Origin of the sequence: Sorangium sp. So ce145 (genome assembly GCF_051525985.1) — a bacterium.
Lineage (GTDB): Bacteria > Myxococcota_A > Polyangia > Polyangiales > Polyangiaceae > Sorangium > Sorangium cellulosum_B.
Genome location: NZ_CP150315.1, coordinates 6,706,173 through 6,726,579 on the forward strand (window position 1 = coordinate 6,706,173; position 20,407 = coordinate 6,726,579).

15 protein-coding genes are annotated in these 20,407 nt (G+C 69.8%); 4 read left to right on the top strand and 11 right to left on the bottom strand.

Annotation, left to right across the window (positions count from 1 at the left end; all coding sequences use genetic code 11):
- Nucleotides 1–14: 14 nt before the first annotated feature.
- From WMF34_RS24630 to WMF34_RS24645, 4 genes are all read right to left on the bottom strand, one after another.
- Nucleotides 15–1,562 (bottom strand): complex I subunit 4 family protein, encoded by a 1,548-nt coding sequence (locus WMF34_RS24630; protein WP_437989299.1) that lies wholly within the window; start codon nt 1,560–1,562, stop codon nt 15–17.
- Entirely contained in the window at nt 1,559–2,992 is a 1,434-nt protein-coding gene (locus WMF34_RS24635; RefSeq protein WP_437989300.1) for a proton-conducting transporter transmembrane domain-containing protein, read from the bottom strand. The genes WMF34_RS24630 and WMF34_RS24635 overlap by 4 nt, the downstream gene beginning before the upstream one ends.
- Nucleotides 2,982–6,041, bottom strand: a complete 3,060-nt coding sequence (locus WMF34_RS24640) for a YbcC family protein (RefSeq protein ID WP_437989301.1) — start codon at nt 6,039–6,041, stop codon at nt 2,982–2,984. Before WMF34_RS24640 ends, WMF34_RS24635 begins: the two co-directional genes overlap by 11 nt.
- 78 nt (nt 6,042–6,119) lie before the next feature.
- A complete protein-coding gene (locus tag WMF34_RS24645) occupies nt 6,120–7,760 on the bottom strand; it encodes a SulP family inorganic anion transporter (protein WP_437989302.1) in 1,641 nt (546 codons plus the stop codon).
- A gap of 288 nt (nt 7,761–8,048) precedes the next feature.
- Between WMF34_RS24645 and WMF34_RS24650 the strand changes: the two genes are divergently transcribed.
- Both WMF34_RS24650 and WMF34_RS24655 read left to right on the top strand, forming a co-directional pair.
- Nucleotides 8,049–8,636 (top strand): RNA polymerase sigma factor, encoded by a 588-nt coding sequence (locus WMF34_RS24650; RefSeq protein WP_044965681.1) that lies wholly within the window; start codon nt 8,049–8,051, stop codon nt 8,634–8,636.
- The gene (locus tag WMF34_RS24655) at nt 8,633–9,241 is read left to right on the top strand and encodes a hypothetical protein (RefSeq protein ID WP_437989303.1); all 609 of its coding nucleotides are present in this window, start codon (nt 8,633–8,635) and stop codon (nt 9,239–9,241) included. Before WMF34_RS24650 ends, WMF34_RS24655 begins: the two co-directional genes overlap by 4 nt.
- Before the next feature lie 103 nt (nt 9,242–9,344).
- On the opposite strand, the gene WMF34_RS24660 is transcribed toward WMF34_RS24655, so the two are convergent.
- The gene (locus WMF34_RS24660) at nt 9,345–10,418 is read right to left on the bottom strand and encodes a sigma-54 interaction domain-containing protein (protein ID WP_157906885.1); all 1,074 of its coding nucleotides are present in this window, start codon (nt 10,416–10,418) and stop codon (nt 9,345–9,347) included.
- Nucleotides 10,419–10,585: 167 nt separating this feature from the next.
- Here WMF34_RS24660 and WMF34_RS24665 point away from each other — a divergent pair, with 167 nt between their 5' ends.
- Nucleotides 10,586–12,376: a phosphoenolpyruvate carboxykinase (GTP) gene (locus WMF34_RS24665; protein ID WP_012237426.1), complete on the top strand. Its 1,791-nt coding sequence runs from the start codon at nt 10,586–10,588 to the stop codon at nt 12,374–12,376.
- An 18-nt stretch (nt 12,377–12,394) separates the two neighbouring features.
- Nucleotides 12,395–13,135, top strand: coding sequence for a hypothetical protein (locus tag WMF34_RS24670; protein ID WP_437989304.1), 741 nt, complete (start codon nt 12,395–12,397; stop codon nt 13,133–13,135).
- Nucleotides 13,136–13,168: 33 nt separating this feature from the next.
- Here WMF34_RS24670 and WMF34_RS24675 read toward each other — a convergent pair whose 3' ends face one another.
- From WMF34_RS24675 to WMF34_RS24700, 6 genes are read right to left on the bottom strand one after another with little or no spacing between them, the layout of a single operon-like run.
- Entirely contained in the window at nt 13,169–13,915 is a 747-nt protein-coding gene (locus WMF34_RS24675; protein WP_437989305.1) for an NADH:ubiquinone oxidoreductase, read from the bottom strand.
- Between the two features lie 2 nt (nt 13,916–13,917).
- On the bottom strand, nt 13,918–15,378 hold the full coding sequence (locus tag WMF34_RS24680) for a hydrogenase (RefSeq protein WP_437989306.1): 1,461 nt from the start codon (nt 15,376–15,378) through the stop codon (nt 13,918–13,920).
- 8 nt (nt 15,379–15,386) lie between these two features.
- Nucleotides 15,387–16,823, bottom strand: coding sequence for a proton-conducting transporter transmembrane domain-containing protein (locus tag WMF34_RS24685; RefSeq protein WP_437989307.1), 1,437 nt, complete (start codon nt 16,821–16,823; stop codon nt 15,387–15,389).
- A complete protein-coding gene (locus WMF34_RS24690; RefSeq protein WP_044965687.1) occupies nt 16,820–17,440 on the bottom strand; it encodes a hypothetical protein in 621 nt (206 codons plus the stop codon). The genes WMF34_RS24685 and WMF34_RS24690 overlap by 4 nt, the downstream gene beginning before the upstream one ends.
- An 8-nt stretch (nt 17,441–17,448) precedes the next feature.
- A complete protein-coding gene (locus WMF34_RS24695) occupies nt 17,449–18,372 on the bottom strand; it encodes a respiratory chain complex I subunit 1 family protein (protein WP_437989308.1) in 924 nt (307 codons plus the stop codon).
- A complete protein-coding gene (locus WMF34_RS24700; protein WP_012237433.1) occupies nt 18,369–20,345 on the bottom strand; it encodes a proton-conducting transporter transmembrane domain-containing protein in 1,977 nt (658 codons plus the stop codon). Before WMF34_RS24700 ends, WMF34_RS24695 begins: the two co-directional genes overlap by 4 nt.
- Nucleotides 20,346–20,407 lie beyond the last annotated feature (62 nt).

A 20,407-nucleotide genomic window follows, 5' to 3' on the forward strand; every position in this document is an offset into this window, starting at 1 on the left:
CCGCCGGACGCGGCTCAGGGCGACGGCCGCCCGTCGCGACGGGGCGCTCGGCCGTCCGCGTCGATGGAGCGGCGGTTCGCAGCCGCCGCGACGCGCGACTGCGCGCCGTGCGCCACGTCGTGGACGACCCGCTCGACCACCGGCGCATGGATCGAGATCAGCCGCGCCGGGGCCACCCCCAGGACCAGGGTGAGCGCGACCAGCGCGAGCAGGAACGCTCGCTCGCGGAGCACGAGCGCCTCCAGCGCGGCGCCCTTCAGGTGGCGCCGGAGCGGCCCCAGGAAGGTCCGCTGGAACGCCCGGAACAGCGTGATCCCGTTGAGCGCCGCCGCCGTCAGCGCCAGCACCGCGAGCACGGGATGGGCGTGCAAGATTCCGTGCAGGAGCAGGTCCTCGCTCACGAACGAGAGCGCCCCCGGCATCCCGATCATGGCGCACGCGAGCAGGAAGAAAAAGGCGGCCATGCGGGGCGTCCGGGCGACGAGGCCGCCGAGCTCCCGCGTGTCCGCCGTACCGGCGCGCGCCTCGATCGCGCCGACGACCATCGCGAGCCCCGTGATCGCGATCGACAAGGCGACGCTCTGCAGGAGCGCGCCGCTCACGCTCTGCGGGCTCAGCGAGGCGACCCCCAGGAGCACGAGCCCCTTCTGGCTCGCCACGAGGTAGCCGAGCAGCCGGCGCAGATCGGTCTGGACCAGCGCGAGCACCGCGCCGTGCAGCGCGCTGATCAGGCCGAGCACGGCGAGGATCGGCATGCCGTTGGCCGAGCCCACGGGCAGGAGCGTCACCCCCACGCGAACGAGCACGCAGACGCCGACCTGCATCTGGGCGAGCAGGATGGTCACGCCGAGCGGCCCCCGCTCCAGCAGCACCGGCAGCCAGCCGTGGAACGGCACCGCGGCCATGCGCATCAGCACGGCGATGCCGACGAGCGCGAACAGCGGCGACTGCCATGCTTCGGGGACGCCGGCGCGGGCGATCTCCTCGACGTCGAACGGCAGCGCGGCGCCCTGGCGCGCGGCGAGCACGGCGATGGCGCCGATCGCCACGACGAGCGGCGCCGTGCCCCCCAGCAGGAAGATGCGGCAGGTGCGCCGGAGGAGCGGGTCCTCGGCGCCCTTGCTGGCGACCAGACGCTCCACCGGCACGAGCGCGGCGACCCACGCCGCCGCGAGCACCGCGAGATCGACCGCGCAGAACACGCCGAGGATGGCGCTGCCGGTGGCGAGCAGCGCGGCGGCGCTGGGCGGATCGATCGCGGCGCGCGGGCTCGCGGCGAGCAGGGCGAGCAGGACGAAGCCGAGCAGCGGGAGCAACGTGATGGTGAAGCCGTCGAGGCCGAGGCGGAGGCGCGCGCCGAGGAGCGGCAAGGCGGGCCCCCCGGCGGTGAGCGCGACGCCGGCGTGGGAGAGCGCGAGCGGCAGCAGCGAGAGGAGCAGGGTCAGCGCCGCACCGAGGAGGGCGACGCGGCGCGCGCGCTCGTCGCTGCGCGCCCGGGCGGCGAACAGCGCCGCGATCGCGGGCGTGAGGATGAGCGTCCCGAGGAGCGGAAAGGCGTTCACGTGCGAGCCCTCTTCGTATCGCGCGCGCGGGGCTGGAAGGCCGCCGCGTGCTCTGTCGCGTCGCGCGCGTCCTCGTCGCCGGGCTCCGCGGTGGTGCGCTCAGGCCAGCCGCTCAGCGCCGCCACCCAGCGGCGCTCGCTCCGGTCGAGCAGGCGCCCGAGGCGCATCAGCGGCGCGGCGACCAGCCGCTCCTGCAGCCCCTCGAGGTGGAAGCGGTCGAGCGACAGCCAGTACGCGCGCCGCACGAGCGCCGCCGGCAGGAGCCGGCCAGCGAGCCCGACGTGCGGCAGCGGCTCGCCGGCGTGCGCGGCCCGGATGTCCTGCGCGTCGCGGAGCGCCGAGGGGGCGCGCAGCAGCTGGAGGCAGCGCAGGCAGGCGTGAGCGAACAGGTGGACGAGCGCGAGCCAGTAGAGCCCGAGCCCGATCTCCACGAACATGAGCCCCACCTGCGTCATCGTCGCGTGCGCGAGCGCGCCCTTCACGTCCGCCTGCACGCGCCCCACCATCGTGCCGTAGACGGCCGTCGCCGCCCCGACGCAGGTGATCACCACGCTCGCGGCGAGCGAGCGCTGGAGCAGCGGGGCCGCGCGGAGCATGAGGTACACCCCGGCGTGCACCGAGATGGCGCCGTAGAAGAGCGCGCTCGATGGCGTCGGCCCCTCCATGGCCCGCGGCAGCCAGCTGCCCAGAGGAAACTGCGCGCTCTTGCCCATCGCGGCGAGGAACAGGCACAGCGCGAGCGCCGTGGCCGCGCCGGGCCCGAGCGACGCGGCGGCCCCGGGCCAGGGCGAGCCGCCGAACACCTCGCCCCACTGCGAGGAGCGGGCGACGTCGTGCATGAGCACCGCGCCCCCGAGCAGCCCGATGTCGCAGAGCCGGTAGGTGATGTACACCCGCACCGCGGCCCGCGGCGGCGCCTCGCGCTCGTGGAAGAAGGCCACGAGCAGCACGCTCGTCGCGCCGACGAGCTCCCAGCCGGCGAAGAGGAGGTCGACGGTGCCCGCCGACACGAGCCCCAGCATCCCCGTCGAGAACAGCGCCAGGAGCAGGAAGAAGCGCGCGAAGCCCGGCTCGCGGTGCAGGTACGCCACCGAGAACCTGCCGACCAGGAGCGCGATCAGCGAGACGAGGAGCATCATCGTCGCCGACAGCCGATCGACGAGCAGGACGACCTCGAACGCATAATCGCCGAGCTCGAACCAGTGGCCGAGCGCCACCGGGACGAACGCGTAGGGCGCCGCGACGGCCGACAGCCATATCGCCAGCGAGGCCGCGAGCGAGAGCGCGAGCGTGGAGAGCACGACGCGCGACACGACGCGCTCGCTCGGCGTGCGAAGGAGCAGCAGGTAGGCGCCGAGCGCGGCGAACGCCGCCGCCGGAGAGAGCACGGCGAGCGCGGCGAGCTTGCCGAGGAGCACATCAGACAGCATGGTCGACGACCTCACGTGGCCGCGTGGACGCGGCTCGAATGAGCGCAGGCGGAACGAAGCCGGACCTCCCGGCGTACCAGTCGGCCGAGCGCTGGACCGCGGGCAAGGGTTGATCCGGCGGAGAGAACGGCGCGAAGCCGTCGCCCGTGAAGCACGCGATCCGGCGCGTCGCAGGATCGACGCAGGCGAGCTGGATCCAGCCGTTGCCGATGAGCTCGCGGAGGGCCGGCTGCCGCGCGTAGAGCGCGGCGGCCGTGTCCGTGCTCGCCTCGACGACGACGAGCAGGCGCACCGGCTCGTGGATCTCGATCATCTGCTTCGGCAGCCCGGTGCGCAGGTCGCTCAGCGATCCCTCCATGACCCCGAGCAGCGAGGCGAGGTTGTGAGGGAGCTTGGTGCCGGCGCCGTAACGGCGGTTGTCGACGCAGGAGAAGTAGTACTCGAGGTTGATCCCTGCCCCGACCGGGCCGACCGCGAGCAGGACGCGCTCGAGGATCGCTCCGCCCTGGTCCTGGATCGGGTCGTACGAGACGAGGAACGCCCTGCGGTCGAGGAACAGCCCGCGGGTGAGCGAGCGGCGGCCGACGACGCAAACCGCGTTGGTCACGTGCCCCAGCTCGGGCCGCGCCTCGCTGAGATCCGCGGCGCGCGCCTCGACGTGCGCCAGCGCCCGCGCGGCGTCGCCCTCGCGCGGCGCCGACGCGAACCTCCGGCAGCGCTCGTGCGCGTGCTGCTGGCGCGCGGCGTCGAGCGCTCCGACCAGCGCCGAGAGCTCGCCGCGGTGGGACGAAGGCACGAGGTGCTTGTCGTAGAGGACGATCTCGTCCGTCGTCGTGTTGTTCATGCCGCCGAGGAAGAAGGTCCCGTCCGGGATGTCGATCCCGCGCGCGGCGAGCAGCACGCGGACCTCGGGATCGTTCGCCATGGCCGCGAACAGCCGCGCGTTCGGGCCGCCGTGACGGCCGCCGCACGCGCCGCAGTCGTACGCCGACTGGTGCGGGTTGTTCACGCTGGTCGCCCCGTGGCCGAGCACGACCACGATCGGCGCGAAGCCGCGCGTGAGCCCCATGTTCTCCAGCGTGGCGGCCACGCGGGCCGCCTTGGCCGCGGCGGTGAACGGCTGCCCCTCGCCGCCCGCGGCGGAGCCCTCGTCGCGCGGGCTGTGGAGCCGCGTCGGCACCGGCGGGAGCAGGCGCCGCTCGAGAGCCCGGCGCAGCCGCGCCGCGGCCCGCGGAAAGAGGGTGCGTCCCACGAGAGGGACGGTGGACAGGAGGCCCAGGGTCGGTGTGAGCAGCACGCCGCGCGCCAGGGTGCGGGTACCGCGCCCCAGCGCGTGCAGGAGCCGCGCCCAGCGCTTGCGGCGAGCCTTTCGGCGCCAGCCCGCCTCCTCCTCGTGCGGCCGCTCGACGATCTCGTGCGCCGGCTCCACGCCGACCGGGCAGAGGCTCACGTGGCCGGCGTCGTCGAGCCCGCGGTAGCGGATCGGCACGCCGAAGAACCCGGCCACGCCGAAGGTCTCGTGCCGCGGCGAGAGCTCCTCGAAATGCCTCCGGAGGCCCTCGCAGCGGTCGTCGATGCAGAACGCGACCTGGAAGCGGGGCGCCTCGACGGAGCGCTCCTCCTCCGGGCGGCGGAGGTTCGCGGCGATCCCGTGCAGCACCTCGGTACGGTGGTGGTGCTCGTAGGCCTCATGCAGGACGCGGCGCCGCGTTATCTCGTCGAACGCCTCGAGCGCCTCGAGCGCCCAGACGCGCTCCGCCTTGGAGAGCGGCTCGATCTCGGCGGCCGAGAGGCCGGCGAGCTGAGCGAGCTGGAACAGACGGAACGGCCGAGCGTGGTCAGGCGAGCTCGACGGCGGCGCAGGCGGCCGCGCGGCGCGCCGTGCATGCTCGACGAGGCCGGCGAGCGGCCCTCGGTACCCCAGCCGCCGGCGCGCGACGTCGCGCAGCGCGTACCGGGCGAGCGTCAGGCGCGCGGCGAGGTACTCGACCAGCGACACGGGCGGCGATCCCGGAGGCCGGTCGCTCGGCGTGTGCTCGAGGCGGTGGATCATGCCGGCCCAGCCCGGCAGCTCGAGCAGCACGCGTGTCACGTACACGTCCCAGTGATCCTCGGCGACGGAGAGCTCCTCGAGGGCGCGGACGGCGATCGCGGGCGGCGACAGCGCCTCCGCGTCGAACCGGCGGAGCTCCGCGTCGAGCCCGACGAAGGCCGGGGCGGCCAGCCGGGAGCCCTCGAGCGCCATGTCGCGAAAGCAGCGCCACAGCCCCTTCGCTCGATCGGGCATCGTCCAGTGTGCAATGCCCTCGTCGAGGTAGGCGCCGAGGAACCGGATCATGAGCGGATCGATGAGCTCGGCCGGATCCTCGCCCGCCAGCTCGACCAGCAGATCGCGGTGCGACCGGCCTTCGCCCACGCGCTCGACGAGCGGCGGCTCCAGGGGCGGGGCGGGCGGCAGCGTCACGGCGCGGCACGCGTCCCAGAGCGCGAGGGCGGCGCGCGCCTCCGGATCGCGGCCCGCCCGGTCGAGGAGGCGCGCAGCGATCTCAGGGCGCGCCTCGAGCCAGCGCTCCGTGCTCTGGACGATGCGCCGGCGCCGCTCGTCGGGGACGTCGGCCCGGAGCCTGCGCGTCTCCCCGGCCTCGGAGATACGCCACAGCAGGCCCGCTGCCGTCTCGGCCTCGATCGGATGGCGCAGCGCGAGCCGCTCGATCTCGCGCCGGGTCAGCGGGCCCCGCCGTTCGTCCGGCTGCGCGGCGAACCGCCCCGCGAGCGCGGCCTCGAGGTCCTCGTCGCCGATCCGACCCGACGCGATGTGCGCTCGGTAATCTGCCTCGGAGAGATACGGCTCGGCCTCGAAGATGGCGCTCGCCGCGGCGAGCGCGTCATGGAACGGCAGGTGCTGGAACGCGTGCAACGTGTTGTGGTGGACGAACACGCCGATCGGCCCCTGCGCCGGCAGGAGGTGTCCGGCGTGCTCGACCACGTCGCGCAGGTGCTCCTGCCGGGCGGCGCTCGCGCCAAGATCCTGAGAGAGCTCGCTGTTCATGGGGTTCCCGAGTGGCGGTTGTTCCTGGAGAGCCCCACGCGCGCTTCCCCCTTTCGCGCCATGGTGTCTCGACTCGATTCAGCGCTCGGCGACAGGGCTGATGACAGGCCGCTTCCTCGCCGAGAGCGGGTGGGATGACATCTGGAAATGATCGCCGAGGCCGGCGAGGGTCAACTTCCGCCCATTTCGTTCCATCACGCCCTGGAGCTCATGCAGGTTGGACATGACCGTGTGATCGACCAGGCGGGCATTCGCGAAGTCGATCTCGATGTTCGAGACGTGCGCGTGGCTCTCGATCTTCCGCTGGATGCTGAGGTAATTGCTGAAGATGGCGGCATGCTTGACGCGCAGCACGACCCGCCCCGCCTCGACGCGCTCGTCCACCTCGGAGCGGAAGAGGACGCGCAGCGGCGCGCCGTTCGTCAGGTGGATGAGCAGCTTCACGGCGATGCCGGCCGCGACGCCGACGAGCAGATCGGAGACGATGCACATCGCAGCCGTGGTGGCGAAGATGACGAGCTGCTCCCTGCCGATGCGGAGCGTCTTCGCGAACTCCCTGGGCGACGCGAGGCGGGTGCCCGTGAAGGTGAGCATGGCGGCGAGCGCGGCGAGGGGGATCCGGTGGATGAGGCCCGGCGCGAAGGCCACGAAGAGGAGGAGGAAGGTCCCGTGAAAGAAGTTGGATAACCGGCTCTTCGCGCCGTAGCCGATGTTCGCGGAGCTGCGAACGATCTCGGAGATCATCGGCAGCCCGCCGAGCAGGCCCGCGATGAGGTTGCCCACGCCCGTGGCCAGCAGATCCTTGTCGAGGTCGGAGCGGCGCTTCGCGGGATCGAGCGCGTCGACGGCCTTCGCGGACAGGAGCGACTCGATGCTGCCCACCAGCGAGAACATGACGATATATTTGATGGACGCGGGCGTGCCGACGTGACTGAAGTCCGGGAAGGCGATCGCCTGGATGAGGTTTCCCGGCAGGTTGACGAGGAAGCTCGGCCCGATCGCGTACGTCGTGTGGGTCGCCGCGAGCGTGTACGTGTGCTCGTGCTCGAGATCGAAGAGATAGGCGAGCGGTACGGACAGCGCCAGCACCAGCATCGGCGCGGGGATCTTCTGCGCCCAGCGCGCTCTCTTGGCGACGACTGGATAGCCGAAGAGGAGGATCATCGAGAGGACGCCGATCGAGGCGATCTCGGGGTTCAGGCGCGACAGGCTGCGCGGGATCTCCAGGATCAGGTGGAGCGGGTCTTTCGCCGCAGGCGTGACGCCGACGAGCGTGTGGACCTGTTTCGAGCAGATGATGATCCCGATGGCCGCCAGCATGCCGTGGACCACCGAGGAGGGGAAAAAGTCGCCGAGCGTGCCCGCGCGCGCCAGGGCGAAGACGATCTGTGTCACCGCGGCGACGGCGATGCAGGCGAGCGCGCGGCGGTAGCCCACGGCGTTGTCCCCACCGCCGAGCTCCTGAACGGCGCCCAGCGCGATGACGATGAGGCCCGCGGCGGGCCCCTTGATGGTCAGCGGCGCGCTGCCGAGCCAGGTGGCGACCATGCCACCGACGACGGCGGTGAGCACGCCCGCGATGGGGGGAAACCCGCTCGCCATGGCGATGCCCAGGCAGAGCGGCAGGGCGATCAAGAAAACGAGGAACCCTGAAACCAGGTCGTTCCTCCACGTGGACGCCGAGGACGTCGGCGCCCTCGAAATCTTCGGATTGGACATGCGGTGCTCGCCTTGGAGTTGGGGCACCCTGTGGGCCCGCTGTTCGTCAGAACACGGCCCAGGACGGGACCAGTCGGTCGGAGGTTCCCGCTCGGGGTGACGATTTCGTACGGCGCCCAGGAACCTCGGCGCGGATCGGTTCCGTCCCAGGGCAGCCCGATGGACATTTCTTACTCCTTCGGGGCGACGTCGCTCGCCCCCTCGTGGCGCGAGCAGCGGGCGCTACCCCTCCGGCCATTCCACGCTAGAGTTCCGGCCTTCGACGCTCTAGATGCTCGAGCGGCCCTCATGACCGAATCGCGACCCCCCCTCGGCGAATCGCGCGCGGAGTTCGAGTCGGCGGTGCGCCCGGTGCTCCCTCGGCTCTATCGATTCTGCGCCTCGCTCTGCGGCGCGCGAGACCAGGCGGACGATCTGTTCCAGAACGCGTTGCTCAAGGCATACCTCCACGCGGCGTCCTTCGAGGGACGCTCCGACCTCGGCGTCTGGCTCTGCGGGATCGCTCGGCACGAGTACTTGGAGGCTTACCGGACCGAGGCGCGGCGCCGCAGCCTGCTCGATCGGCTCGTCGAGGTGTGCACCGACGCGCTCGGCATCCTCCCTCGCGCCGAGGTGTCGAGCCCCGAGGCGGCCGCGATCTTGAGCCAGGACACTGGAGTGCTCCTTGCGTGCCTCCAGGAGCTGCCGGAGGAATTTCGCACCGTGGTGGTGCTATGCGACATCGAGGAAGTCGGATATGACAGCGTGGCCGAGCTCCTCGGGATCCCCAAGGGGACGGTGAAGAGCCGCCACGCCCGCGGGCGCGCGCGGCTGCGCGACGCCTACGAACGTCTGGCGGCGCCGCGCGTCGTCGCGGAGCGGGAGGGTTCGACGTGAGCGAGCACGACGACGATCTGCCTCCCGTTCCGCCGGATCTCACGGCGAGCATGCGGGCGCTGCGCTCGATGAGCCCCTCCGATGCGCTCGTCGAGCGCGCGCTGAGCAAGCTCCCCGAGCGACCGGAGCGCCCGGCGGCGGCCGGCGGCGCGCGCTCGCAGCGGGCGAGCGACCGCTGGGGGTGGAGGGTGTCCATCGTGGCCCCGGCGCTCGCCGCGCTGGCGGTCGCCGTCTTCGTGGCGGGCGACAGGGGCGCGTGCTCTCCGGCGATCGAGCGATCCGAGGAGCGTGCCGTCGCCTTGCCTGACGAAGGGCACGCGTGGACGCACCTCGATCTGTGGACCCACCGCCACGCGGACGAGCCGGCGGTGGTCCAGCTCGAGGTGCCGGAGCACGTGCGCGTGCGGTTGCCTGACGGCGAAGGTGGATCGCTGGAGCAACACTGCCGGCAGGAGCGCTGCTCGCACAGGCTGACGCGCTACCGAGGCGACGCGCCGCTCGGCGTGGCCGTGGCTCAGCCGGGCCGGTATGAGATCCACGTCCGTCACGAGTCGAACGAGGCGCGCGTGCGCGAGCGCTTCGTTCTGATAGCTGAACGCGAGTGAGCCCAGAGAGACGTGTTACCGCGACCTGGGCGGCTCCGGTCGTCACCGCGACCTGCGGGAGGCCCCAACCTGGGTAGTCGGCAGTCGGCCGGGCCGACGCGGCTCATTTCTTCGCCGCCCTCTGCTCTCGACGGGCAGGCCCGCTCGGCACCCGCACGCGCCCCGCTGCGACGTAGCGTTGCACCGTCCTCAGGCTGATCCGAAGTCGCGCCGCCGCCTTGACCTTGTCGCCCCCGTCGCGCTCCAGCGCCGCCTCGACGATCTGCTGGATGAGCGACTCCAATCCATCGTCGAGGTCGAGCGCGGGCGAGGTGCTGGCGCGCGACACGCCCGCGGCGGCTTCTTCCGGCACGGCCAGCGAACGGACGCTCTCGGGCAGATCGGCCACGCGCACCTGCCGCCCATCCCGGAGCAAGCAGAGCGTCTCCACGACGTTCCGGAGCTCGCGCACGTTGCCAGGCCAGTCGTAACGGAGCAGCAGCGCCTTGGCCTGCCGGCTGAACCTCGGCGGGCGGACCCCGTGTCGCGCCGAGTGCTGCGCGACGAACTGATTCAGCAGGGGCGCGATGTCAGCGCGTCGCTCACGCAAAGCGGGGACATTGAGCGTGATGCCCTGGATTCGATAGAACAGGTCGGCGCGAAAACGACCCGCGCGCACCTCCTGATCGAGGGGTCGTAGCGTGGCAAACATCAACCGGACATCCGCCTCGATCTTCGTCGCGCCGCCGACGCGCATGTACCGGCGGTTTTCGAGGAATCGCAGGAGCTTCGCCTGCATCGGCATCGGCATATCACCGATCTCATCGAGCAAGAGCGTGCCCCGCTCGGCCGCTTCGACTTTGCCCTTCGCTCGCTCGCTTGCCCCGGTGAACGCGCCGCGCTCGTGACCGAAGAGCTCGCTTTCGAAGAGCGCGTCGGGGATGGCCGCGCAATTGATGGGCACGAACGGCCCCCGCCGGCGCTCGGAGAGTTCGTGCGCGCGCCTCGCCAGCACCTCCTTGCCGGAGCCGCTCTCGCCGATCAGCGTCAGGGTGACGTCCTTCGCGGCGACGGCGCGAAGGATCTGGTCCGCCTTCTTCATGGCGTGGGAGCGCATGATCGGCTCAAACACCACGTCAGGTCGTCGTTTCCGCTCTCCCACGCGAGAAATAGTGAGCGATCTTGTCGTAACCTGCAAGCCCGACCACGAGATCGGCTCCGGCGATCCACGTCGCCCCTCGACCGGCGGAATTCGTCGGCAGTTCGCCCTGGAAATGCCGAGAAAGCGCGCCGCTTCGAGCGCTCCTGGCGCGGTTCACGGCCAGCCCCTGCTCCGGCACGGATTCTGCTGTGACGGATTCTGCTGTGACCAAGACCAAGACCATGAACGAAGCTCCCACGACGAACCGCGCGCTCCGCGCCTGGGTCCAGGCGATCGCCGAACACACGCGACCTGCACGCATCCGCTGGTGCGACGGCAGCGAGGAGGAGCGGATCACCCTGGAGCGCGACATGGCGCTCTCCGGTTCGTTCATCGAGCTGGATCCACGGACTCACCCTCGTTCATTCCTGCATCGATCGGATCCGACGGACGTCGCGAGGACGGAGCACCTCACCTTCATCTCGACGCCACGACGGGAGGACGCGGGACCCACGAACCACTGGATGAGCCGAGAGGAGGCGCAGGCGCGCGTATGGCCGCTCTTCGCAGGCGCCATGAAGGACCGGACGATGTACGTGGTGCCGTACCTGATGGGCCCCGCGGGTTCGCCCTTCAGCCGCGTCGGGGTCGAGCTTACCGACAGCCCGTACGTCGCTCTCAATCTCCGGATCATGACGCGCATGGGCCGCGCGGCGCTCGGTCACCTCGGCGCTGCGGAGAGCTTCGTGCGTGGCATCCACAGCCTCGGGGACCTCTCGCCGGACAGGCGCTTCGTCGTCCATTTCCCCGAGACCCTCGAGATCTGGAGCATCGGCTCGGGGTATGGCGGCAACGCATTGCTCAGCAAGAAGTGCCATGCGCTGCGCATCGCGAGCGCGCAAGCGCGCGCGGAAGGCTGGCTCGCCGAGCACATGCTCATCCTCGGCTTGACGAGCCCCGAGGGGCGCACGCACTACGTCACGGCTGCCTTCCCGAGCGCGTGCGGCAAGACCAACCTGGCGATGCTCGTCCCCTCGCTCCCGGGGTGGAAGATCGAGACGGTTGGTGACGATATTTGCTGGATGCACCCCGGCAGCGACGGACGGCTCTGGGCCATCAACCCGGAGAACGGCATGTTCGGCGTCGCACCAGGGACCAGCCTCAAGACCAACCCGAACGCGATGAAGGCTCTCGCGCACGATGTGATCTTCACGAACGTCGCGCTGCGCGCGGGCCGTCGCGTATGGTGGGAGGGGATGTCCCAGCTCGACGAGCACGAGATCATCGAAGATTGGCGCGGCGCGAAGTGGACGAACGGCGCCGCGACGTCTCCTGCCGCGCACCCCAATTCACGCTTCACCGTCCCGCTGCGCCAGTGTCCCAGCGCGGCCGGCTCCTTCGATCTCGCCACGGGGGTGCCGATCTCGGCCATCCTCTTCGGGGGGCGCCGGTCGAAGCTCGCCCCTCTCGTCTACGAAGCGCGGAGCTTTCGTCACGGCGTCTACGTCGGTGCGACCATGGCGAGCGAGACGACCGCCGCGGCGACCGGCGCGGTGGGCGTCCTCAGAAACGATCCCATGGCGATGCTCCCCTTCTGCGGGTACAATATGGGCGACTACTTTGCGCACTGGATGGCCGTTGGGAAAGGGCTCAGTCGTCCGCCGAAGATCTTTCATGTCAACTGGTTCCGGACGGGGGACGACGGGCGCATCCTGTGGCCCGGGTTCGGCGACAATATCCGCGTCCTCAAGTGGATTCTCGAGCGTGTCGAGGGCACGGCGACCGCGCGCGAGTCCGCAATCGGCCTCCTTCCGCATGAGCGGGGAATCGATCTGACCGGGATGGACCTCTCGAAAGACGCGCTCTTCCAGCTGCTCGCGGTCGACAGCGGCGCGTGGTTGAGGGAGGCCGACGGTGTGCTCGAGTTCCTCCGCAAGTTCGCGGATCGACTCCCCGCGGCGCTGCTGGCCGAGCACCGATCGCTCGTCAAGCGGCTGCACGATTCGCTGCATTGAGCTGACCTGGGAGGACTCGTGGAAGATTATACCAAACCTTCGCCGGCGAACGACTGCCGCGACAGAAACCATTCCTCCGTAGATGGCCGCGCGGCCGGACCGCTGGCGGGTGCCGTCGCGCAGGCGCTGCGAGCGGGGCGCAGCCCCAGAAATCACGACTTCGACCGCTTCCTTCCCGACGATCTACGCCGCGTCTCCGCTCAGTTCTGGACGCCGATCGAGGTCGCTGTTCGCGCGGCCCAGTGGCTGGACGAGCTCGACGTTCGCACCGTCGTCGATGTCGGGTCGGGCGCCGGCAAGTTCTGCGTGGCGGCGGCGCTGGCGGGACGCAGCCACTTCACGGGGATCGAACAGCGATCTCGGCTCGTCATGGCGGCGCGCGGCCTCGCGCGGGTCTACGAGATCGAGGACCGCGTTCGCTTCGTCGAGGCCACCCTGGGGAGAGCGGAAGTTCCGCGCGCGGACGCCTACTACTTCTTCAACCCGTTCGGCGAGAATCTCTTCGGACGAGAAGACCACCTCGATGATGACGTCGAGCTGGGGGTCGATCGATACCAGCGCGACACCGCGGCCGCCGAAGCGCTCCTCAACGAGGCGCCGCTCGGGACCTATCTCCTGACGTACAACGGATTCGGCGGGCGGGTACCGGACAGCTACGACGAAGTCCGCGTCGATCGGGAGCTCCCGAACGTCCTGCGGATGTGGCGAAAGGCGCGCCTCGTGGCTGCCGGTCCGGGTCTACGCGCGGACGAGCTCTGACCACCACGACGACGCGTGACGCGCCGTCGCGCGTCACGCGATCCCGAGCAGATCGAGTACCGCGTTCACGAAGGTGAGCGGGTGCGGCGGACATCCAGGGACGTAGAGTGAAGGGCCGACGCGCTCCAGGAAGCCGCGGTCGACGCCCGCGGCGCCGTCGTAGAGCCCCCCGGAGATGGCGCAGGCCCCCACGGCGACGATGAACCGCGGGTCGGGCATCGCATCCCAGGCCAGCTGAACCGCCTCCTTCATGTTGCGCGTGAGCGGACCTGTCAGGACGAGCGCATCCGCGTGCCGCGGAGAAGCCACCCACTCGATCCCGAACCGCTGCACATCGAAGTTGACGTTGGTGACGGCGTTCAGCTCGAGCTCGCAGGCGTTGCAGCCGCCGGCCGAGACCTGGCGCATCTTCAGAGACCGCCCGAACAACCTCGAGAACGCCGCGGAAGCGCGGACCCGCACGATCTCCTCCTCGCCCTCTCGGACCGTGAGATCAGAGGGCTCGTTCCCGCCCATCCTTGGCTCCGGCGTGAACTCGATCTTCGCCTCGGGGCAGCCCTCCGCGCAGGCGTCGCAGAAGACGCAGCGGCCCAGATCGAGCGTCACCGGAGCCAGCCCGATGGCCTGGGTCGGGCACGCGTCACGACACGCGCTGCAATCGGCCGCGCACGGGCCGCGATGGATTTTCGGGCGACCACGGAAGCCGGTCGGCGTTGCCTTGCGGAGATCCGCGATGGCCTGCGTGCCCTGGGAGGCACGTACACGGAGCGACAAAAACATGGTCATAGATCGTTCCCGCAGTAGGAGAGGTCGAAGCTCTTGTTGCAGATCGGGAAGTCCGAGATCTCGTTGCCGCGCACCGCGAGGGCGAGGCCCATCCAGTTGCGGAGCGATGGATCCTGGACTTTGTAATGGACCACCTCACCGTGCGCGCCGGTCTCGACGCAGTGGACGACCTCTCCCCGAAACCCCTCGACGAGCGAAATGGCGAGCTGGTCCGGCGCGAGCTCGCCGATCGATGGCCGCGGGCGCTCCCAGTTCGCGTAGAGCGCGATGACGGCCGACACCCACGACAGGGACGCTTCGATCTCCGCGATGCGGATACGCGCACGTGCCCAGCAGTCGCCGTCCGGCAAGACGACGGGCTGGATGGGCACCACGCTGTACGCCCCGTGCTCCACGAGGTGGCGCGCGTCGAGCTCGATCCCCGAGGCGCGCGCGGCCAGTCCGACGAGCCCGAGCTCCCGCGCTTGCGCGGTCGTCAACGTTCCCGTCGAACGCAGACGGTGCTGAACCGTTCGTGCCATGAGAAAGCAATCGTTGATGATCGGCAGATCCGCTTGAAGCAGGTCGAGGTTCGCCCGAATGTCAGGCAGCGCCTCCGGCGGCAGCCGCATCCGGACTCCACCGGGGCGTAGCGCTCCTTTGCCGAAGCGGCTGCCACATAGCCGCATCATCGTGTTGATCGCCGTGGTTCGGAGTCGGCCGTACGTCGTCGCTCCCTGCAGAAATCCGACGTCCGCCGCCATCCCGGCCAGCGTCGACAGGTGCATCGCGACCCGCTCGAGCTCGAGGGCGACCGCCCTGGCGAGCTCGATTTCGATGTCCAGCCGGCATCCCGCGAGGCTCTCGAGGGCGGAGCAGTGCGCCCATGCGTGGGCGACGCTGGTATCTCCCGCGATGGTCTCGATGAGCGGGGTCAGGCTCCGCGGGTCACGCTCGAGAAGGCGGCGTTCGACGCCACGGTGCTGATAACCGAGATGGATCTCCAGGTGATGCACCTGCTCCCCGAGGCACATGAAGCGAAAGGAGCCGGGCTCGATCACCCCGGCATGGATGGGGCCGACAGCGACCTCGTGCACCTCCTTCCCTTCGATCTTGTAGAACGGGTGCGAGCTCATCGCCGACTGCTCCTGCCCCTCGTAGCGGATCGGCTTGAGCCACGGATGTCCGGCGATCCGCGCGCCGGTCTGCTCGTGGAGCTCGCGCTCGAAGCAGTGAAGCGCGGCGTGCTCTGTCGTCATCTCGTGGTACCCGCGCTCCGCGGCCACCTCGGTCCTCGAGACGTGCAGGGAACGGTCCGACGCCTGCAGGACCGCCGTGACCGCGACACGGTCGACGTCGCGCCTGCCGTACAGCGTGACCACACGCATGTCAGCGCGGAGCTGCTTCAAGAGCTCGTCGCGCCACGGCCCCGGCTCGAGCCTCGGGATCGTGCCGACGGCGACCTGGTGGACGGTCATCGACTCCTTCACGGCCCCTCCAGGCATACAGCCACCTGCGCGAGCAGCGAGCTGACGGGCGGCGGGATGTAGACGCCCAGCACGACCAGCGCGACGAGGAACCCGAGCTTGGGCAGAGCGACCGGCAGGGTCTGCCGAGGCCAGCTGCGCTGCCTCGTGGGTTCACCCCAGATCATCGGAAACACCGCTCGTCCCGTCGCCACGAACGTCATCGTGATCAGCACGCAGAAGGCGGCGAAGACGAGCATCTGCCCTGAGCCGACGAGGGCGGACAGGATCAGGAGCTCTCCGAGAAAGCTGCCGAACGGGGGGAAGCCGAGCAGAGCGAAGGTGCCGACCATCAAGAACCCACCGCTGTACGGGAGGTCCTCGATGAGGCCCGATATCTCGCGCGTGTCCTTGGTATGATAGTGAGCCTTGATCGTGCCCGCCGTCAGGAAGAGGATCGCCTTGATGAAAGCGTTGCTCAGGACGTAGAGCAGAAGTCCGTAGGACGCTGACTTGCCGACGCCGAGGCCGATCGCGATCACGCCGGCGTGGTTGATCGACGCATAAGCGATGAGACGCTTCAGGTTGCGAGTCGCGATGATGCCGACCGTCGACACGACGACCGAGACGATGCCCATCGTGAGGAGCTCGCCTGCCAGAAGCGACGCATGGGTCGGTCGGAGAACCTGAACGACGCGGAAGAGGGCGACGAGGACGCAGTTGAACTGGATGGCGCCGAGGAGCGCCGCGACGGCCGGCGGGGCTTCGTCGTAGGCCTCCGGAAGCCAGCTGTACATCGGCGCGAGGCCGAGCTTGGTGCCCAGCCCGAGGAGCGCCAGCGCGGCCCCGAGCTTCGTCCAGGCGTTCACCGGGATCGCGGGAGGCGCGAGGAGGCGATCGAGGAAGAACGTCGGAGCCTGGCCGCCGGACTCGAGCCCGCGCCCGAGGCAGATGAAGCCGACGAGGAGCACGCCGAGCCCGACGGAAGAAAAGAGCAAATAGCGCCATGACGCTCGATGGGACGCGGGTACGCCGGGTCGCACGATGAGGGGCGCGGCCGCGAGGGTGGTCGCCTCGAGCGCGATCCAGAGCAACACCAGGTGATTCGCGAGCAGCACCGCGTTCGCTGCAGCCAGGAACAACAGAGCCAGCCACACGAACCGCGCGATGTCCTTGCGGAGCGCCGGGGTCGTGTACACCCGATGCATCACGTACAAGGAGATGCCGAGGAAGATCGAGTCCACGACGGTCATGAAGAGCCGTGAAGTCGCGTCCACGCGAAAGAAGCCCCCGAGAAGGCTCGGGGCGTCGGGGGGCATCGCGGCCCCCATGATCGCGAGGGCGGTTGTGATCGCAGAAGCGCCGACCAGGACCAGCGTGGCTCGTTCGCGGGCGGCGCGCGCGAGGAGCGCCACGGATGCCAGCGCAGGAAGCAGGACGAGGGCGATCGAGCTCATAGCGTGGGCCCCTCCACGGGGCTATCGGGCTGCGCGACGGTGCTCGCGCCGAGCATCTCGAGATACCAGCGATAGAGGGCGATCGTCACCGCGACGACGGCGACCTGACCGAGCTGGATGGCGAGCGTGCCATGCTCATGCGCACCGCTGAGCTCGAACAGGGCGATCGCGTTCTCGATGCGAAGAACACCCACCATCTGGCTGAACGGACCGGATTGCGTCGATAGCACCAGGAAGCCGAGCAAGACCCCAGCTGCAGCCACCGCGACGAGCGTTCGCCGTTCTCCGTGCTCGGGGACGAGCGATTCGGAGAAGTTGAAAGCGAGGAGGACGACGCCGAGGGCGATCGTCCAAGAGAGCAGGTTCGGCGAGATGACGTCGTTGCGCCTGGGCGCGTTCTGCGATCGAAGCACGCGGTAGAGCGCGATCGGCGCGGCGAGCCCGCGCAGGAGGACCAAATCGCCCAGGGTGACCCAGTCACCCACGGTGCCGAGGTCCGGATTCAGGCGGTACGCCACCCACGCCATCAAGAACCCTTGACAGGACAGGCCGGCCAGGCTCGTCCGCCACGTCGCGACGAACAGGGGGATGAGCAGCACGCCGAGCAGCGTATTCAAGAGAGGGCTCATTCGGGGCCCCCCGCCCGCCACACGGTCGCGAGGAGCGCGACGACGCCAGCGGCGAGCGCGACGACGATGTACTGCGGAACAGAGCGTAGCTTCAGCCGGGCTACCAGGGATTCGACCGTGCCGATCACGGCGCCGACCGCGAGGGTCAAGGCGAGGTTCGCGGCGGCGCAGGCCGCGCCGCCGGAGCCCGCCCAAGGATTGAGGAGCGTCGCGACGATGGACGCGCCGACGAAGAGCTTGATCGCGGAGCCGAGGTGGATGCACGCGAGATCCGGGCCGCTGTGGTCGAGGATCATGACCTCATGCACCATCGTGAGCTCGAGGTGGGTCGTCGGGTCGTCGACGGGCATGCGCGCCGTCTCGACCTGAAGCACGATGAGCATCGCCACGACCGCGGCGCCCCAGACGAAGGCGGATGCGCCGGCGTGGAGGTGCGGCGCCAGCGCCTCGTGCAGGGTGCGTCGGCCCCCGACGAAGCTCAGCGCGCCGGTGACGAGGAACAGCGCAGGCTCGAGGAGCGACGAGAACACGGCCTCCCGCGCTGCGCCCATCCCCTCGAACGAGCTCCCCGTGTCGAGCGCGGCGAGCATGACGGCGACGCGGCCGAGCCCCCACACGTACGCGAACCACACGAAATCGAGCTGGAACGACGCGAGGGGCGTCGCACCGAGAAGAGGCGCGATGAGGGCGGAGCCCACCGCGGTTGCGAGGAACACGTACGGCGCGATCCGGAAGAGCGGTGTCGTCGTCGTGCTGTAGACAGACGATTTCCGGAAAAGTCGCCTCACGTCATGGGCCAGCTGAAGGACCGGCGGTCCCTTGCGTCCGGACCACAGCGATTTCACGCGGTTGATCACACCGGTGAGGACGAACGGCATGACGACGAGCGCGGCGACGTTCGCGAGGCGGGTGAGCATCATCGGCCGACCCCTCCGATCACCATCGCTCCGATGATGACGAGCGCGACGAACCCTGCGGAGAACGCGAAGCGCGGCTGTTCTGGGATGCGGTCGAAAGCTTGAGCGATGAAGCTCTCTCCGTGCCCGAGCACCTCGAACATGCGTCGCTCGACGGCGTCGACGTGGTGTGTTGACAGATGGCCGGGCTGCTGCGGGAATGGCCCCTCGGGCAGCCGCTCCCTTCGAAGCGATGGCAAGAATGATGCGAAGATGCGCGTGAACTGCTCGGAGAATGAGCTCCCCGTGTACTGCATGCGAGACGAGGTGGCGGTGGTTCCGCACCCCCAGGTGACGCTCCGCCGCGCCGCTAGACCTCGACGCCAGCCGATCACGCCGGCGACGAGCAAGGCGCCAGCGAGCGCGCGGCTGGCCCATGCGAGCGGAGTGAGCAGGGCTGGCAGCGTGCTCGCGCTGGACTCGATGGGAAAGAGCCTCAGCGCGGCGCCTATCGCTGCGATGCCCAGGTCTGGAGCGACGCCGATGGCGATCACGAACGCGGCGTGAACCACCATGGGCCAGAGCATCGAACTCGGCGCGTCCTCGCCGACGTGGAGCCCTGGATCCCGAGGCACGCCGAGGAATGTGAGGCCGAAGGCCCGCGTCATCGACAGCGCGCTCACCGCGCCGACGAAGGCCAGCGCCGCCGCCGCTGCGATGGTCACCGCGCTGCCTTGACTGGAAGGCGCGCGCCCCGAGAGGAGCCCGGCGTAGATCAGGAGCTCGCTGACGAAGCCGTTGAGCGGCGGGAGCGCGGAGATGGCCAGGCATCCGATGAGGAAGAGGATGGATGTCCGCGGGAGGCGCTTCGCGAGCCCGCCGAGCCGCTCGAGATCGACGGTGTGCGCAGCGCGGTAGATCGCCCCAGCGGCGTAGAACAGGAGGCACTTGAACAGCGCGTGATTCAGGATGTGCAGGAGGCCGCCGCCGAAGCCGCACAGGGTCAGCGCAGGGACTCCCCAGGTCCATCCGAGGTATCCCACCCCGAGGCCCATCGCTGCGATGCCGACGTTCTCGGTCGACGAGTACCCGAGCAGGCGCTTCAGATCGCGTTCGGCTGACGTGGAGAGGACGCCGAAGAACGCGGAGAGCGCGCCGAAGCCGAGCACGCTCCATCCCATCCACTCGTCGGGTCGTCCCATGAGCAGCGTGAAGCGGAGAAAGGCGAAGAGGCCGGCCTTGTGAATCACGCCTGACATGAGCGCTGAGATGTGCGCCGGCGCCGCGGAGTGGGCCCGGGGAAGCCACGTGTGAAACGGAAAGAACGCGGATTTCAGCGCGAACGCCACCCCGAGGAGCAGGAAGAGCGTCCCCCGCGCAGGGTCCTGGCTCGACAGGAATTCGCCGAACACGGCGAGATCCATGGAGTCGGTCTTGCTGTGGAGCAGCATGAACGCCGCGACGAGGACGAAGAGGCCGACATGGGTTGAGATGAGATAGTTGAAGCCGGCGAAGCGGATCTTCTGGTTGCGGTAATCCCAGATGACGAGCAGCCACGCTGCGAGGGCGGCGATCTCCCATCCCAGCAAGAACACGAGGGCGTTCTGCACCGAGTAGATCAGCACGAAGGACAGGGCGACCATGTTCAGGAGAGCGAAGTGTGGACCGCCGTTCCTCCCTCGATCGAAGTAGGGGCGGAGGTATCCGACGGCGTAGATCGTGCCGAGCAGCGTCATCGGGAGGGACCACGCGAGGAAGAACGCTCCGAGCGCGTCGACGCGGAACGCCATGCTGTCGATGGGCGTCGGCCAGCGCCACACGATCTCCAGCGCCTCGCCGCCGCGGAGGATGGGGACGGCCCTCGCGAGCACGAGCGCGGCGGCCATCGCTTGCGAGGCGATCGCGGCCGCGCCTCGCGCGCCGTTCGAGCGCAGGCCCAGCGAGAGCGCCGCCCCGACGAGCAGCACGGGCACGCTGAGGAGCAGAGATCCCGTCACGTTGCCGTCCTCCCGCGACGTCGGCTGGCGCGTCGCGCCGCGCCGGCAGGAGGTGAATTCCG